This is a genomic window from Streptomyces sp. NPDC043896, from assembly GCF_056435605.1.
Window position 1 is genome coordinate 39142 of sequence record NZ_JBWKEE010000005.1, and the last position, 15248, is coordinate 54389.

The following is a 15248-nucleotide window of genomic DNA, read 5'->3' on the forward strand; positions in this document are numbered from 1 at the left end:
GCGGTTGAAGCCACCCGAGGGACGGTCGTCGCGGCGGAAGCCACCACGGTTGTCGTCACGACGCTCGTCACGACGGAAACCACCCGACGGACGGTCATCGCGGCGGAACCCACCACGGTCGCCACCACGGTCATCGCGGTTGAAGCCACCCGAGGGACGGTCGTCGCGGCGGAAGCCACCACGGTTGTCGTCACGACGCTCGTCACGACGGAAACCACCCGACGGACGGTCGTCACGGCGGAACCCACCACGGTCGCCACCACGGTCATCGCGGCGGTTGTCGCGGCGCTCGTAGTTGCCCCGCTCGTCGCGGCGCTCGAAGGTGCGCTCCTGGGCGACGGGCTCGACGACGGCCGCGACGGCGGCGGCCAGCTCGGCCTCGGCGGCCTCGACGACCTCGGCCACGGCGGCCTCCGGGTCCTCGCCGCGCTCACGGGCGGAGCGGGCGACGAGGCGGTCGGCCTCCTCGCGCAGCTCGGCGGCGCGACGGGTCGCGCGCTCCAGCTGCTTGGTGAGGTCGGCGACCTCGCGCTCGGCCTGCTTGGCGGCGTTGTTCGCGGAGTCGGCCTGGACCTCGGTGAGCGAACGCGCACCGGTGATCTCGGCGACCTCCGGGTCGAAGGCGCCGGCGCCCTGGACGATGTGGCGCGAGGCGTCGACGCCCGCGTCCTCCATCAGGCGGAAGATCTGGCGGCGCTGGTGCGGCAGGGCCAGCGAGACGACGACACCGGACTTGCCGGCACGGGCGGTACGGCCCGAGCGGTGCAGGTAGTCCTTGTGGTCACCGGCCGGGTCCACGTTGAGGACCAGGTCGATGCCGTCGACGTGGATGCCGCGGGCGGCGACGTCGGTGGCGACGAGCGCGTTGACGTAGCCGTCCTTGAAGTCGGCGAGGACGCGGGTACGGGCGCCCTGCGTCATGCCGCCGTGCAGCGCGTCGGCCTTCACGCCGGCCTCGATGAGCTGCTCGGCGATGCGGTCGGCGCCCAGCTGGGTGCGGACGAAGATGATGGTGCGGCCCTTGCGGGCGGCGATGGCGGCGGTGACCGGCGCCTTGTCCTTCGGCTTCACGACGAGGACGTGGTGGGTCATGGTCGTGACGTTGCCCTGGGCGCTGTCGACCTCGTGGCTGACCGGGTCGGTCAGGTAGCGCTTGACCAGCGTGCCGATCTCGTTCTCCATGGTCGCGGAGAAGAGCATGCGCTGACCGCCGGCCGGGACCTGGTCGAGCAGCTCGGTGACCTCGGGCAGGAAGCCCAGGTCGGCCATCTGGTCGGCCTCGTCGAGGACGGCGACCTCGACGTTCTCCAGGGAGCAGGCGCCGCGGTTGATGATGTCGCGCAGACGGCCGGGGGTGGCGACGAGGATGTCGACACCGCGCTCCAGGGCGTAGATCTGGTTGCCCATGGAGGTGCCGCCGCAGACGACCTTCATCTTCAGGCCGAGGACGTCGCCGTAGGGCTGGAGGGCGTCCGCCACCTGCATGGCGAGCTCACGCGTGGGGGTGAGGATGACGGCGCGGGGCTTCTTCTTCTCCGTGTAGCCGTCGGCCAGGCGGGCCAGGGTCGGCAGACCGAAGGAGAGGGTCTTGCCGGAGCCGGTGCGGCCGCGGCCGAGGATGTCCTTGCCGGCCAGGGCGTCCGGGATGGTCGCGGCCTGGATCGGGAACGGGGTGGTGACACCGTTCTGGGCGAGCTTGCGCACGACGCCCTCGGGCAGACCGAGGTCCGCGAAGGTGACGGTGGGCTCGGCGTCGTCGGCGTCGGCGGCCTCATCGGCCTCGGCGGTCACGTCGGCGACATCCGCCACGTCTGCCTCAAGGGCCTCGATGATCTCGTCGCGCTCGATGGCGTCCATGGCCTCGGTGACCGCGAGGGTCTCGGCGTCGACGATCTCGGTGGAGTCGTTCTCGGGCATGACGGAACGGTCAGAACTGGAAATGGACATGCGAAATGCGAAACCTTCCGGAGTCTCGGCACGCGCCCAAACTCCGTGAATCGCAAATCGACCGCCTCAATGCGGTCAGCCACGGCTAGGGAGAGTACGCGCCACACGGCGCTCTTCGGATTCGGCGCCGGGCAATGGGATCAAACGATCTATAACCATACGCACCCTCCCGGGGGTCTGGCAAGTCGCCCCCCGGGTCTCCCCGCTGACCTGCGGCGATGACTCCGGGACGAGATGCGCGAACCCCGGAAGGATCCCTTCAGAACCCCCTGGACCCGGACAGAACGCCCTAGGCGACGCCCGCCCCGGGGCCCGCGTCGGACGACCCGGTCGGTGTGGGTTCCGTCACAGTGGGAGTGGGGTCCGGGGTGGGCGTCCCGCCCGACCCACCGGAACCGGAGCCACCGGAACCGGACCCGGACCCGGAGCCCGACCCGGAACCCGACCCCGAGCCGGAACCGGAACCGGAGCCGCCCGCACCTGATCCGGAACCCCCCGCCGCCGACCCCGCTCCGCCCGAGCCCGACCCCGACCCCGACCCGGACCCGCCGCCCGCCGCCGAACCCGAGCCGCCGGCCCCCGTACCGCCCCCGGACGGCACCTGGCCGCCCTGGCCGCCCGCACCGCCGCCCGGCCCGGCCGACGGCGAGGGCTGCCCGGGCTTCGCGGGGGCGCCCGGGCTGGGCGTGGCCCCGGTCGCGCCGGAGGCCTTCCCGGGCTCGCCGGGCTTGCCCGCCTGGTTGCCCGTGGCGTCCTTGACCCCGCGCCCGTTGCCGTGGACCCCGGAGCCGTGCCCCCCGCCGGCCGCGCCGACGGGTCCGCCCGCGTCCTTGCCGCCGACCGAGGCGGAGGGCCCCGGCTTCGCGGCGTCCTCGCCGACGCTCATGCAGCCCGCCGTGGCGGCGACGGCGAGCGCGGAGACGGCCAGTCTGAGCGACGCGGACAGGGAAGCGGTCAAAGGGCGCACGGGGGCACCTCCGGAGCACTGCGGCGGGGTCCGCGATGAGTGGGTCAATGAGCCCAACTCCCTTTACCCCGTAAGAGACACGCCCCTTACGCGAACAGCTGCCGCGCCACCTGCGACCCGAGCGTCACCGCGCCGAGCCCGGCCAGCACCGACGCGCCGACGTTCGCGGCGGCCAGGAACCCCCGGCCGCGCTCGGCCAGCCGCAGGGTCTCGTACGAGAAGGTCGAGTACGTGCTGAGCGCCCCGCACAGCCCCGTCCCCAGCAGCAGCTCCACCCGCGAGGAGCCCGCCCCGGCCAGCGCCGCCCCCGCCGTCACCCCGAGCAGCAGGCAGGCGGCGGCGTTCACCACGAAGGTCCCCCACGGGAACACGGAATCGTGCCGCGCCTGCACCGCCCGGTCCGCCAGGTACCGCAGCGGCGCCCCGACGACGGCGCCCGCCACCACCAGCAGCCAGTTCACCGGCGCCCCGGCACGGCCGCGACCACGCGGCGCGTCAGCGCGGCGGCCGCCCACACGGCGCCCAGCGCCGCCCCCACCGTCAGCCCGGCGTACGCCAGCGCCGTCCCCGCCTCGCCCTCGTCCAGCAGCCGGGAGAAGTCCAGGGCGTAGGTGGAGAAGGTGGTGAACCCGCCGAGCACCCCCACCCCGGCGAACGGCCGCAGCAGCGGGTGCGGGGTGCTCCGCCCGCCCTCACTGATCAGCACCATCAGTACGCCGATCAGCGCGCAGCCCGCGGCGTTGGTCCAGAAGGTCGCCCACGGGAAGGCCCCGGGCGCGGCCGGCCACAACAAGGTCGCGCCGTAGCGGGCCGAGGCCCCGACGGCGCCGCCCGCGGCGACGGCGGCGAGCACCCGGCCCTGCGGCTCGGTGCGCTGGGCGGGCACGTGGAGGTCGACGTCCGGGTCGATCGCCTCCGCGCCGGGGAGGGGCTCGGTCACCCGTAGCCCAGGGCGTGGAGCCGTTCGTCGTCGATGCCGAAGTGGTGGGCGATCTCGTGCACCACGGTCACCTCCGTCTCGGCGACCACGCTCTCCCGGTCCTCGCACATCCGCAACGTGGGGTTCCGGTAGATGGTGATGCGGTCGGGGAGCACTCCGGCGTACCACTCGCCGCGCTCGGTGAGCGGGGTCCCCTCGTACAGGCCGAGCAGCTCGGGGTCGTCGGCCGGCGGCTCGTCCTCGACGAACACCGCGACGTTGTCCATCAGCCGCGTCAGCTCCGGCGGGATCCGGTCCAGGGCCTCTGCGACGAGCTCCTCGAACTCCTCGCGCGTCATCTCCAGCACCCGGCCATTGTCGCTCCGGGGGAAACCGTTTTGGCGATAGCTCCTCCGATCCCATATGCTTCTCACGTCCCCGACGCGCTGAAAAGTGCCCGGTGGGTCTTTAGCCCTCATCGTCTAGTGGCCCAGGACGCCGCCCTTTCAAGGCGGTAGCACGGGTTCGAATCCCGTTGGGGGTACGCAACACCATGTGCGAGACTTGCTCTTGCACACACCAGGTCCTGTGGAGCAGTTGGTTAGCTCGCCACCCTGTCAAGGTGGAGGTCGCGGGTTCAAGTCCCGTCAGGATCGCTGAGGCTGGAAACAGTCTCGTGGCTGGGTAGCTCAGTTGGTACGAGCGATCGCCTGAAAAGCGATAGGTCGCCGGTTCGACCCCGGCCCCAGCCACAAAAGGAAGGCCCCGTCCATCGGACGGGGCCTTCCGCGTTCTACCCCTCCCGCTCCTCCGCACGGGCCGTGCGGCGCCACCGCACCAGCCCGAAGGCGAGCGCGCCCGCGCCGATCAGCGCCAGCAGCGCCCAGTCCGGCACGGCGTCGGCGACGGAGCCCACCCAGCGCTCGACGGCGTACGAGTCGTCCACGTCCAGCAGCCCGGGCAGGGCGCTCGCCCCGTCGTAGGCGAGGAACAGCGCGCCCAGGGTGATGAAGAACAGCCCGGACAGCAGCGAGGTCGTGTGCAGTTCGAGGCGGCCCGCGCGGAAGGCCCGCCCGCGCAGCCAGCGCCGCCGGCCGAGGTCGAAGCGCTCCCAGAGCAGGGCCAGCACGAACAGCGGTACGGCCATGCCCAGCGCGTACACCGCCAGCAGCAGGCCGCCGTAGACCGGGCTGCCGCTGACCGCCGCCACCGTCAGGACGCTGCCGAGGATGGGGCCCGCGCAGAAGCCGGCCAGCCCGTAGACCGCGCCGAGGGCGTACACCGACAGGGCGGTGGTCGGGCGGATCCGGCCGGACAGCTCGGACACGCGCCGCGAGGCGAAGCCGAGGCCCAGGACCTGGGCGAGGCCGAGCGCGATGATCAGCCAGCCTCCGGCGAGGACGAGCAGGTCGCGGTTGCCGTGGAAGAAGCGGCCCGCGTAGGAGCCCGCCGCGCCCATCGGTACGAGGGTGCTCGCGAGACCCGCGTAGAAGATCCCGGTGCGGGCCAGGAGCCGCGAGCGGGAGTCGATGGAGTACGCGAAGAAGGCGGGCAGCAGCAGGGCGCTGCACGGGCTGAGCAGGGCGAGGAGGCCGCCGAGCAGGGCGGCCAGGTATCCGATGCCGGTCACCGCTGGGCCGCCGCCTTGGCCTTGGCGATGGCGGCGGTGAAGGCGTCCAGGGGCTGGGCGCCGGCGATGGGCTGTCCGTTGACGAGGAAGGACGGGGTGGACTGGACGCCGATGCGGTAGCCCTCCTCCTGGTCCTTGCGCAGGGCGGCGGCGGCCTGCTCGCCGGCCATGTCGCGCTTGAAGCGCTCCAGGTCCGGGACTCCGGCCTCGCGGGCCAGCTCCACGAGGCGTTCCTCGCCGAAGCCCTTGGCCTTGGCGTCCTCGGCGTACGCGGCGGCGTGGAAGGCGGTGAAGCGGTCCTGCTGCCCGGCGGCCCAGGCGGCCTTGGCGGCGGCCTCGGACTCGGCGCCGAAGATCGGGAAGTTGCGCCACTCGATGCGCAGGGTGCCGTCCTCGACGTACTTCTTCACCAGTTCGGGTTCGGTGTCGCGGGCGAACTTGCCGCAGTAGCCGCACCTGAAGTCGGAGTACTCGATCAGGACGACGGGCGCGTCGGGGCGGCCCACGGCGAGCTTGTCCCCGGCGTCGCGGCGGGCCAGCGCCTTGAGCTCGGCGGCGGGGTCGGTGCGGGGCGCGGCCGAGGCGGACCGGGAGGCGGAGGCGGAGGTGTCGCGGCGCTTCTCCTCGGGGGCGGTGGCCTGCCAGGAGACCAGGCCGAGGGTGACGGTGGCGAGCGCGACCCCGGCGGAGATCAGCAGGGGCTTGCGGGACGAGCGGGACATGAGGGTGCTCCAGAGCTGCGTGTGGTGAAGGGGAACGGTGGTGCGGCTCCCCCTACACCCGCATCACGGACAGCTCCTCCGGCGATGGAGCCCGCTGACCGGGCCCGCGTACGGGCACCCGTACGCGCTCCCCCCGGTCCGGCCCCGCCGCCTCGGGCGCGGGGCGGGCCGCCGGCGCCGCGAGCTGCGCCTGGTCCTGCCCGGCCCGGGGCGGCACGAGCGGGCCCTTCCCGTGCCCGGGGGAGTCGGGTGCGCAGGCGGGCCCCCGCTCCTGGCCCCACGCGGAGGCACGGTCCGCCCCGGCGGCGGCCCACGAGGAAACGGGCGCACCGGCCGGACCCCGGTCCGGGGCCGCCGCGACGGGCGGGACCTGGACGGACACGGCCGGAACGGGCGCGACCAGGACAGGCGCGACCCCGACAGGCGCCGCCAAGGCAGGCCCGGCCAAGGCAGGCCCGGCCAAGGCAGGCCCGGCCAAGGCAGGCCCGGCCAAGGCAGGCCCGGCCAAGGCAGGCCCGGCCAAGGCAGGCGCCGCCACGACAGGCCCAACCAAGGCAGGCGCCGCCGCGACAGGGGCCGCCCGTACGTGCCCGGCCAGGGCAAGGGCGAGGGCGAAGAGGCCCAGGACCACCGCGAGCCCGGCGGCGGCCCACGGGCGCCACACGCGGGGACGGGAGGACAAGGGTGGGCTGCCTCTCACTCGCTCGACCGGGGGACTCGTCCCGAAATGGTACGGGGAGGGGCACAAATGCGTTCGCCACCCGCCCGGCCCAGGTGAGATCCTCGATCAGGTATGTCTACTTCCTTCGCCGCCCTGCAGACGCTTCTCGGTGAGATCTCCCTCCGTGACGCGCACCGCCTCGGCCGCCGCCTTGAGGGCGCCCGCCGCATCCGCAAGCCCGAGGCCCGGCAGGCCGTGCTCGACGAGATCGCCGCCGAGGCCGGGAAGGCCGCCGCGCGGCTGGCCGGCCGTGCCTCGCGCATGCCGGAGGTCACGTATCCCGAGAACCTGCCCGTCAGCCAGAAGAAGGACGAGATCGCCGAGGCGATACGCGACCACCAGGTCGTGATCGTCGCGGGCGAGACGGGCTCCGGCAAGACCACGCAGATCCCCAAGATCTGCATGGAGCTGGGGCGCGGTGTCCGGGGCATGATCGGGCACACCCAGCCCCGGCGGATCGCGGCCCGCACGGTCGCGGAGCGGATCGCCGAGGAGCTGAAGTCGGAGATCGGCCGGACGGTCGGCTGGAAGGTCCGCTTCACCGACCAGGTGAACCCGGACGAGACCTTCGTGAAGCTGATGACGGACGGCATCCTGCTCGCCGAGATCCAGACGGACCGCGAGCTGCGCGCCTACGACACGATCATCATCGACGAGGCCCACGAGCGGAGCCTCAACATCGACTTCCTGCTGGGCTACCTGGCCCAGCTGCTCCCCAAGCGCCCCGACCTGAAGGTCGTGATCACCTCCGCGACCATCGACCCGGAGCGCTTCTCCCGCCACTTCGGCGACGCTCCGATCGTCGAGGTCAGCGGCCGCACGTATCCCGTCGAGGTGCGCTACCGGCCGCTCCTGGAAGAGGACTCCGAGGAGAGCGACCGCGACCAGATCACCGCGATCTGCGACGCCGTCGACGAGCTCCAGAACGAGGGCGCGGGCGACATCCTGGTCTTCCTCTCCGGCGAGCGCGAGATCCGAGACACCGCGGACGCGCTGATCAAGAAGAAGCTGCGGTTCACCGAGGTGCTGCCGCTGTACGCACGGCTCTCGCACGCCGAGCAGCACCGGGTCTTCCAGCAGCACACCGGCCGCCGGATCGTCCTCGCGACGAACGTCGCCGAGACCTCCCTGACGGTCCCCGGCATCAAGTACGTGATCGACCCGGGTACGGCCCGCATCTCCCGCTACAGCCACCGCACGAAGGTGCAGCGGCTGCCGATCGAGCGGATCAGCCAGGCCAGCGCCAACCAGCGCAAGGGCCGCTGCGGCCGTACGAGCGACGGCATCTGCATCCGGCTGTACTCGGAGGACGACTTCAACGCCCGTCCGGAGTTCACGGACGCGGAGATCCTGCGGACGAACCTGGCCTCCGTCATCCTCCAGATGACCGCCGCCGGGCTCGGCGAGATCGAGAAGTTCCCCTTCATCGACCCGCCGGACCACCGCAACATCCGTGACGGCGTGCAGCTGCTCCAGGAGCTCGGGGCGCTGGACCCGGCGGAGAAGGATCCGAAGAAGCGGCTCACCCCCATGGGCCGGCAGCTGTCCCAGCTGCCGGTGGACCCGCGGCTGGCCCGCATGGTCGTGGAGGCGGACAAGAACAACTGTGTCCGCGAGGTCATGGTCATCGCGGCGGCCCTGTCGATCCAGGACCCGCGCGAGCGGCCGTCGGACAAGCAGACGCAGGCGGACCAGAACCACGCCCGGTTCAAGGACGAGACGAGCGACTTCCTCTCGTACCTGAACATGTGGCGCTACGTCCGTGAGCAGCAGAAGGAGCGCGGCTCGTCCTCCTTCCGCCGGATGTGCAAGCAGGAGTACCTGAACTTCCTGCGGATCCGCGAGTGGCAGGACATCTACGCGCAGCTGCGCTCGGTCGCGAAGACGATGGGCATCCACGTCAACGAGGCGGACGGCGCCGAGACCAACATCCACATCTCGCTGCTGGCCGGTCTGCTGTCGCACATCGGTCTGAAGGACACCGACAAGAACGAGTACCTGGGCGCGCGGTCGGCGAAGTTCGCGGTCTTCCCGGGTTCGGCGCTGTTCAAGAAGCAGCCGAAGTTCGTGATGTCGGCGGAGCTGGTGGAGACCTCGCGGCTGTGGGCGCGGGTGAACGCCAAGGTGGAGCCCGAGTGGGTGGAGCCGCTGGCGCAGCACCTGATCAAGCGCACGTACAGCGAGCCGCACTGGGAGAAGGACCAGGCCGCGGTGATGGCGTACGAGAAGGTCACGCTGTACGGCGTGCCGATCGTCGCCCAGCGGAAGATCAACTACGGCCGGATCGACCCGGAGGTGTCGCGGGAGCTGTTCATCCGCAACGCCCTGGTCGAGGGTGACTGGCGTACGCACCACAAGTTCTACGCCGACAACCGCAAGCTGCTCACCGAGGTCGAGGAGCTGGAGAACCGGGCGCGGCGCCGCGACATCGTCGTGGACGACGAGACCCTGTTCGACTTCTACGACCAGCGCATCCCCGAGCACGTGGTCTCGGGTGCGCACTTCGACTCCTGGTGGAAGCACAAGCGGCGCGAGGAGCCCGAACTCCTCGACTTCGAGCGCGAGATGCTGCTGACGGAGAAGGCGGCCGGGGTCACCAAGGCCGACTATCCGGACTCCTGGCGGCAGGGGCAGCTGAAGTTCCGGGTGACGTACCAGTTCGAGCCGGGGGCGGACGCGGACGGTGTGACCGTGCACGTTCCGCTCCAGGTGCTGAACCAGGTCACCGAGGAGGGCTTCGACTGGCAGATCCCGGGTCTGCGCGAGGAGGTCGTCACCGAGCTGATCCGCTCGCTGCCGAAGCCGATCCGCCGGCACTACGTGCCCGCGCCGAACTACGCCACCCGCTTCCTGGAGACCTCGCACCCCCTCCAGGAGCCGCTGCCGGTGACGCTGGCGCGTGAGCTGCACCGGATGGTGGGGGTTCCGGTCCGGGCGGAGGACTTCGACCTCTCCCGGATCCCGGACCACCTGAAGATCACTTTCCGGATCGTCGACGAGCGGCGCCGCAAGATCGCCGAGGACAAGGACCTGGAGGCCCTGCGGCTGAAGCTGAAGCCGAAGGCCCGCCAGGCCCTTTCCAAGGCGGCGGCCGCAACCGCCGAGCGTGCGGGCGGGGAGTCCCTGGAGCGCTCGGGGCTGACCGACTGGACGATCGGTTCCCTGGTCAAGGTCTTCGAGACCCGGCGGGCGGGGCAGCCGGTGAAGGCGTACCCGGCGCTGGTGGACGAGGGGACGAGCGTCGCCGTGCGGCTCTTCGACACGGAGGCCGAGCAGCAGCAGGCGATGTGGCTGGGCACCCGGCGGCTGATCCTGCTCAACATCCCGGTGAACCCGGCGAAGTTCGCCTCGGACAAGCTGTCCAACCAGCAGAAGCTGGCGCTGTCCCGCAATCCGCACGGTTCCGTCCAGGCGCTGTTCGAGGACTGCGCGACCGCGGCCGCCGACAAGCTGATCGCCGACCACGGCGGCCCGGCCTGGGACGAGGCGGGCTTCCGCCGGCTCTACGACAAGGTCCGGGCCGACCTGGTGGACACGACGGTGCGGACCGTCGGCCAGGTGCAGCAGGTCCTGGCGGCCTGGCAGGCCTGCGAGCGGCGGCTGAAGGCCACCGGCAGCCTCGCCCTGATGGCGAACGTCGCGGACGTGAAGGCGCAGCTGGCGGCCCTGATGCCGGCCGGGTTCGTGACCCTGACCGGGCTGAGGCGGCTGCCGGACCTGATGCGCTACCTGGTGGCGGCCGACCGGCGGCTCCAGCAGATGCCCACGGGCGCCCAGCGCGACACCACGCGCATGCAGAAGGTCCACGAGATGCGGGACGAATACCTGTGGCTGCTGGAGCAGTTGCCGCAGGGCCGGCCCGTGCCGGAGGCGGTCACCGAGATCCGCTGGATGATCGAGGAACTGCGGGTGAGCTACTTCGCGCACGCGCTCGGGACGGCGTATCCGATCTCCGACAAGCGGATCGTGAAGGCGGTGGACGCGGCTGCGCCGTGATCGGGTTCGACCGCACCCCCTGACCTGCTGTACAGTCTGATTCGCAGCCGCGCCGATCGGCCGCGAATCAAGGTCCTGTGGAGCAGTTGGTTAGCTCGCCACCCTGTCAAGGTGGAGGTCGCGGGTTCAAGTCCCGTCAGGATCGCAGAAACGTCAGGGCCCGTATCCCGCGAGGGATACGGGCCCTGACGCGTGTTCGGGTACGGCCGGGCCGGGTGGGGCGGGCCGCCGCCGCTCCCCCGCCAACTCCGTCCACCACCCCGTCCCACCCCCCTCCCCACCCCGCCATCACCCGGGGGCCGTGATCACCCGGGGCCCGGAACGCCCCTGACGGCCTTCCTGCGGCCTCCGCGCCGCCTCGGCGCCTCCGGGGCCGCCGACGGGGCCCGGGGGGCTTCCAGGGGCCCTCCAGCCGGGCCGGACACGCAGAGGGTACAGAGGGGAAAAATCCCCCGTTCGCATGAGGCTCTCCGCCCGCGATCCCCTGTGCGGGACGCATTGCCGGATACGCGAGAGACATCGCCTGTGACGGGAGTCACCACACGAGTTCCCGAGACTCGCACACTTATCGGACCCCTACGCACGCTCGATTTAATATGTGCAATGGCACCTACCCCGCCGGCGCCCGGGGACGACGGGGCCCGAACCGGTCCGGGGCATAAAAAAGACCGCGCTGGACCCGGCGGAGTCCAGCGCGGTCGCGGCAGTGAGCCTGTTGGGGCAGGCCCAGCCGATGAAGCCTTGTGGGTTTCATCGGATTGGGGGATCCGACACGTACCCGTTAATGCGGTGGTGCTGCGGGACCTCAGGCCTCGCTGCGCTGCTGCGGAATTCCCGCGAGCAGTGCGCGAACCTCGGCCTCGCGGTAACGGCGGTGTCCACCCAGGGTGCGGATGGACGTGAGCTTGCCAGCCTTGGCCCAGCGGGTGACCGTCTTCGGGTCCACGCGGAACATCGTGGCAACCTCAGCCGGGGTCAGCAGCGGCTCGGCATCAGGGGTGCGAGCGGTCATGAGCGGCCTCCTCGGGAGAACCGAACCAATCTCGGTTCTTTCCTCTAAATTCTGCACCTTGGCCCGCGTTGCCCGAAATGGACATACGCAGGCCGAGTCGGTTATAGGACGAACGGCTTGTCCTCGGCACTACAACTACACCATCCGTCCAGCCTCGACGGCCAAACCGATGGAATTGCCCTCCGAGGTGTTCATCAGCGGCGGAAGCCGATGGACCGCCCTATAACGGACAGTCACCCCACTGTGACGATCAGTCACAGAGCGATCAGGAGTCGTCAGACCCCCCATAGAGTGCAATACCGAGCATTCCGACCATAGTTGGGCGGAAGGAACCCTCCCCGGACTCCTTGTCCTATTTTGGCACGAGGGTAGGGGAAGGGCGCAAGGGTGTGGATAGTGCGTTCCGTCACGCTTGGGCCAATGGCCCGTATCGGGACGTAGGTCCTGGGCCTAAGACCTTAATGCGGTGATCGAACCCCTGATCTGCGTATTGTGACCGATCGGCCGATGACAACCGATACGGGCGATACGCGAGGGGCCGAACGGGTACCGAACGGGATTCGTACATGATCCCCACCCGCCCCGGGTTCCGAAAGGGCCAAAGCCCCCCTAGTTCGCGAAGAGCCTCTCCCTGACCGCCCGCCAGCGCAGCGAGAGCTCCGCGTACACCTGCGAAGCACCCTCGTGGTCCCCCGCCCGCAGGGCCGCGATCCCCTCCGCCAGGTCGCGGGCCGAACGGTCCCCGGCCAGGCCGTCAGCCGGCAGCGCGTGCAGCAGCCCCCCGTAGTCCAGTTCGACCATCGACCGCGGATGGAACTCCTCCAGCCAGCCGCCGACCTCCACCAGCCCGTCCGCCAGCGGCCCGTACCCCTCCGCCTCGCGCAGCGTCCGCAGCGCCCGCGCGAGGCGCCGCCGGGCCTGCACCATCGGCGTCCGGTAGCGCAGCCGCTCGCCCGGCAGGTACTCCCGCTCCTCGTCCGCCACCAGCACGAACCAGCGCAGCGGCACCTGCCACACCCCGGTACGGATCCACGGGCGCGCGTCCGGGTTCCGCTCCCGCCAGACCTCGTACGCCTCGGCGGCCCGGCGCCGCTGCTCCGGCGGCAGCGCCGCGTCCAGCACCGGGCGCGGGAAGTCGGCGACCAGCTCCTGGAGCGCCAGCCAGCCGCGCAGCCGGGTCCGCCAGGGGCAGACCAGCAGCACCCCGTCCAGCTCGGCGGTGAAGGCGTCCCCGCTCTCGTGCGCCGGGACGCCGACCACGGGAACCCGCACCAAATCGGACAGCGAGCGCCGCAGTTCGTCCTGGGCCGTCGGGGCGGCCCCGCGCCGGGCGTAGGCCGCCCAGTGCGTGCGCTCCGGCTCGGTGAACGCCGCCAGGGGTTCGTACACGCGCAGGTAGGTGGCGTAGGGGACGGCCGGCGCGGGCCGTGGGGATTCGCTCACGCACCCGTCCTCCCCTTTTCGGCGGTCCGGCTCACCTCCGGGCGCCGTAACACAGGAGTGTTCCGATCCCCGGACAGGGACTACCCCCGCGCGCCGCAGGTCTTACTCTGCTCCCAGTACGCCCTCCCCCACCCGCAGGGCGGGCGTCTTTCCGCCGCATCTCTTCCATGGGAGTCACCACCGTGACCGAAATGACCGACGGCGTCCTGCACACCCTGTTCCGTTCGGAACAGGGCGGCCACGAGCAAGTCGTGCTGTGCCAGGACCGAGCCACGGGCCTCAAGGCCGTCATCGCCATCCACTCCACCGCCCTGGGTCCGGCCCTCGGCGGCACGCGCTTCCACGCGTACGCCTCCGACGAGGAAGCCGTCCGCGACGCGCTCAACCTCTCGCGCGGCATGTCGTACAAGAACGCCCTCGCCGGTCTCGGCCTCGGCGGCGGCAAGGCCGTCATCATCGGCGACCCGTCCGTCCTCAAGAGCGAGGAACTCCTGCTGGCCTACGGCCGGTTCGTGGACTCCCTGGGCGGCCGCTACGTCACCGCCTGCGACGTCGGCACGTACGTCTCCGACATGGACGTCGTCGCCCGCGAGACCCGCTGGGCCACCGGCCGCTCCCCCGAGAACGGCGGCGCCGGCGACTCCTCGGTCCTCACCTCGTACGGCGTCTTCCAGGGCATGCGCGCCAGCGCCCAGCACCTGTGGGGCGACCCCACCCTGCGCGGCCGCAAGGTCGGCGTCGCGGGTGTCGGCAAGGTCGGCCGCCACCTGGTGGAGCACCTGCTGGAGGACGGCGCCGAGGTCGTGATCACGGACGTCCGCGAGGAGTCCGTCCGCGAGATCCTCGACAAGCACCCCGGCGGCCGGGTCACCGCCGTCGCCGACACCGAGGCCCTGATCCGCACGGAGGGCCTGGACATCTACGCCCCCTGCGCGCTCGGCGGCGCCCTGAACGACGAGTCCGTCCCGGTCCTGACCGCCTCGGTCGTGTGCGGCGCGGCGAACAACCAGCTCGCGCACCCGGGGGTGGAGAAGGACCTCGCGGACCGCGGGATCCTCTACGCCCCGGACTACGTGGTCAACGCGGGCGGGGTCATCCAGGTCGCCGACGAGCTGCACGGCTTCGACTTCGACCGGTGCAAGGCGAAGGCCTCGAAGATCTTCGACACCACGCTGGCCATATTCGCACGTGCGAAGGCCGACGGGATCCCGCCGGCCGCCGCGGCCGACCGGATCGCCGAGCAGCGCATGTCCGACGCCCTCGCGGAGCGCGCCGCGGCACGCAAGGCGTAGCCCTCCCGGGGGCCCGCCGGAGCGCGGCGAGACGGAACTCACTGCGCTTCGGCGGGTCGTCGGCTGGGAAAGCGTTAAAATCGCAGCTGACCAGCGAGTACGGGGTGTCCCGCTGGTTCTGTGGAGAGGCGCGTCATGCGGGCGGCGTACCGTATGGCCGCGGAAGCAGGTACCGTTAAACCCCTACGGACGGTCTCTCCACGGAGAGCCCGCTCCGAACCATGAACGCGTGTCAGACTCTGGGGCCGTCGAGCCCCGTCACCGAGGGGGTCGAGCCATGGGGCGCGGCCGGGCCAAGGCCAAGCAGACAAAGGTCGCCCGCCAGCTGAAGTACAACAGCGGCGGGACTGACCTCTCGCGTCTGGCCAATGAGCTGGGCGCATCGCAGACAGAGCCGCTGCCTATCGGCGCGCCGGTCGAAGTCGATGACGATCTGGACGACGACGACCCGTACGCCAAGTACGCGGATCTGTACAACGATGACGACGAGGACGAGGACGAGCAGTCCGGCCCCTCGGCGCACCGTCGCGGGGCTTGACGCACCGATCCTCTCAGTGGGCGCACCGGCAGACTTCCTGCTGAAGCCTCACTGGCTGCTC

The 15248-nt window shown here is 71.3% G+C and carries 13 protein-coding genes and 4 tRNA genes; 7 read left to right on the forward strand and 10 right to left on the reverse strand.

Features of this window, described 5'->3' with window-relative positions; genetic code table 11:
- From AC069X_RS08440 to AC069X_RS08460, 5 genes are all read right to left on the reverse strand, one after another.
- On the reverse strand, positions 1 to 1947 hold a 1947-nt coding region (locus AC069X_RS08440), incomplete at its 3' end, for a DEAD/DEAH box helicase (RefSeq protein ID WP_478726439.1).
- Between the two features lie 289 nt (positions 1948 to 2236).
- On the reverse strand, positions 2237 to 2914 hold the full coding sequence (locus tag AC069X_RS08445; protein WP_478726441.1) for a hypothetical protein: 678 nt from the start codon (positions 2912 to 2914) through the stop codon (positions 2237 to 2239).
- Positions 2915 to 3000: 86 nt separating this feature from the next.
- Positions 3001 to 3375, reverse strand: coding sequence for a fluoride efflux transporter FluC (locus AC069X_RS08450; protein ID WP_478726442.1), 375 nt, complete (start codon positions 3373 to 3375; stop codon positions 3001 to 3003).
- Positions 3372 to 3854, reverse strand: a complete 483-nt coding sequence (locus tag AC069X_RS08455) for a FluC/FEX family fluoride channel (RefSeq protein WP_478726444.1) — start codon at positions 3852 to 3854, stop codon at positions 3372 to 3374. The genes AC069X_RS08450 and AC069X_RS08455 overlap by 4 nt, the downstream gene beginning before the upstream one ends.
- Entirely contained in the window at positions 3851 to 4201 is a 351-nt protein-coding gene (locus AC069X_RS08460) for a metallopeptidase family protein (protein WP_030225620.1), read from the reverse strand. The genes AC069X_RS08455 and AC069X_RS08460 overlap by 4 nt, the downstream gene beginning before the upstream one ends.
- A gap of 103 nt (positions 4202 to 4304) precedes the next feature.
- Between AC069X_RS08460 and AC069X_RS08465 the strand changes: the two genes are divergently transcribed.
- The 3 genes from AC069X_RS08465 (at position 4305) to AC069X_RS08475 (ending at position 4585) form a co-directional block, all read left to right on the forward strand.
- Positions 4305 to 4377, forward strand: a tRNA-Glu gene (locus tag AC069X_RS08465).
- A 38-nt stretch (positions 4378 to 4415) separates the two neighbouring features.
- Positions 4416 to 4489 (forward strand) — tRNA-Asp (locus AC069X_RS08470).
- Between the two features lie 22 nt (positions 4490 to 4511).
- Positions 4512 to 4585 (forward strand) — tRNA-Phe (locus tag AC069X_RS08475).
- A gap of 41 nt (positions 4586 to 4626) precedes the next feature.
- Here AC069X_RS08475 and AC069X_RS08480 read toward each other — a convergent pair.
- The 3 genes from AC069X_RS08480 to AC069X_RS08490 are packed head-to-tail and all read right to left on the reverse strand — an operon-like array spanning position 4627 to position 6567.
- Positions 4627 to 5463, reverse strand: coding sequence for a cytochrome c biogenesis CcdA family protein (locus AC069X_RS08480; protein ID WP_478726446.1), 837 nt, complete (start codon positions 5461 to 5463; stop codon positions 4627 to 4629).
- Positions 5460 to 6185 carry a DsbA family protein gene (locus AC069X_RS08485; RefSeq protein ID WP_478726448.1) on the reverse strand — a complete coding sequence of 242 codons (726 nt, stop codon included), beginning with the start codon at positions 6183 to 6185 and terminating at the stop codon, positions 5460 to 5462. Before AC069X_RS08485 ends, AC069X_RS08480 begins: the two co-directional genes overlap by 4 nt.
- A gap of 52 nt (positions 6186 to 6237) precedes the next feature.
- Complete coding sequence (locus tag AC069X_RS08490) at positions 6238 to 6567, reverse strand: hypothetical protein (RefSeq protein ID WP_478726450.1); 330 nt, start codon at positions 6565 to 6567, stop codon at positions 6238 to 6240.
- A 411-nt stretch (positions 6568 to 6978) separates the two neighbouring features.
- Here AC069X_RS08490 and hrpA point away from each other — a divergent pair, with 411 nt between their 5' ends.
- Entirely contained in the window at positions 6979 to 10902 is a 3924-nt protein-coding gene (hrpA, locus tag AC069X_RS08495; protein WP_478726452.1) for an ATP-dependent RNA helicase HrpA, read from the forward strand.
- Between the two features lie 71 nt (positions 10903 to 10973).
- A tRNA-Asp gene (locus AC069X_RS08500) sits at positions 10974 to 11047 on the forward strand.
- A gap of 660 nt (positions 11048 to 11707) precedes the next feature.
- Here the strand turns inward: AC069X_RS08500 and bldC are convergent.
- Both bldC and AC069X_RS08510 read right to left on the reverse strand, forming a co-directional pair.
- Positions 11708 to 11914 (reverse strand): developmental transcriptional regulator BldC, encoded by a 207-nt coding sequence (gene bldC, locus AC069X_RS08505; RefSeq protein ID WP_003949541.1) that lies wholly within the window; start codon positions 11912 to 11914, stop codon positions 11708 to 11710.
- A 609-nt stretch (positions 11915 to 12523) separates the two neighbouring features.
- The gene (locus tag AC069X_RS08510; protein ID WP_478726454.1) at positions 12524 to 13357 is read right to left on the reverse strand and encodes a DUF8083 family protein; all 834 of its coding nucleotides are present in this window, start codon (positions 13355 to 13357) and stop codon (positions 12524 to 12526) included.
- 182 nt (positions 13358 to 13539) lie between these two features.
- Between AC069X_RS08510 and AC069X_RS08515 the strand changes: the two genes are divergently transcribed.
- Positions 13540 to 14649 carry a Leu/Phe/Val dehydrogenase gene (locus AC069X_RS08515; protein ID WP_478726455.1) on the forward strand — a complete coding sequence of 370 codons (1110 nt, stop codon included), beginning with the start codon at positions 13540 to 13542 and terminating at the stop codon, positions 14647 to 14649.
- Positions 14650 to 14926: 277 nt separating this feature from the next.
- A complete protein-coding gene (locus AC069X_RS08520; protein ID WP_478726457.1) occupies positions 14927 to 15187 on the forward strand; it encodes a DUF3073 domain-containing protein in 261 nt (86 codons plus the stop codon).
- The last annotated feature ends 61 nt before the right edge of the window (positions 15188 to 15248 follow it).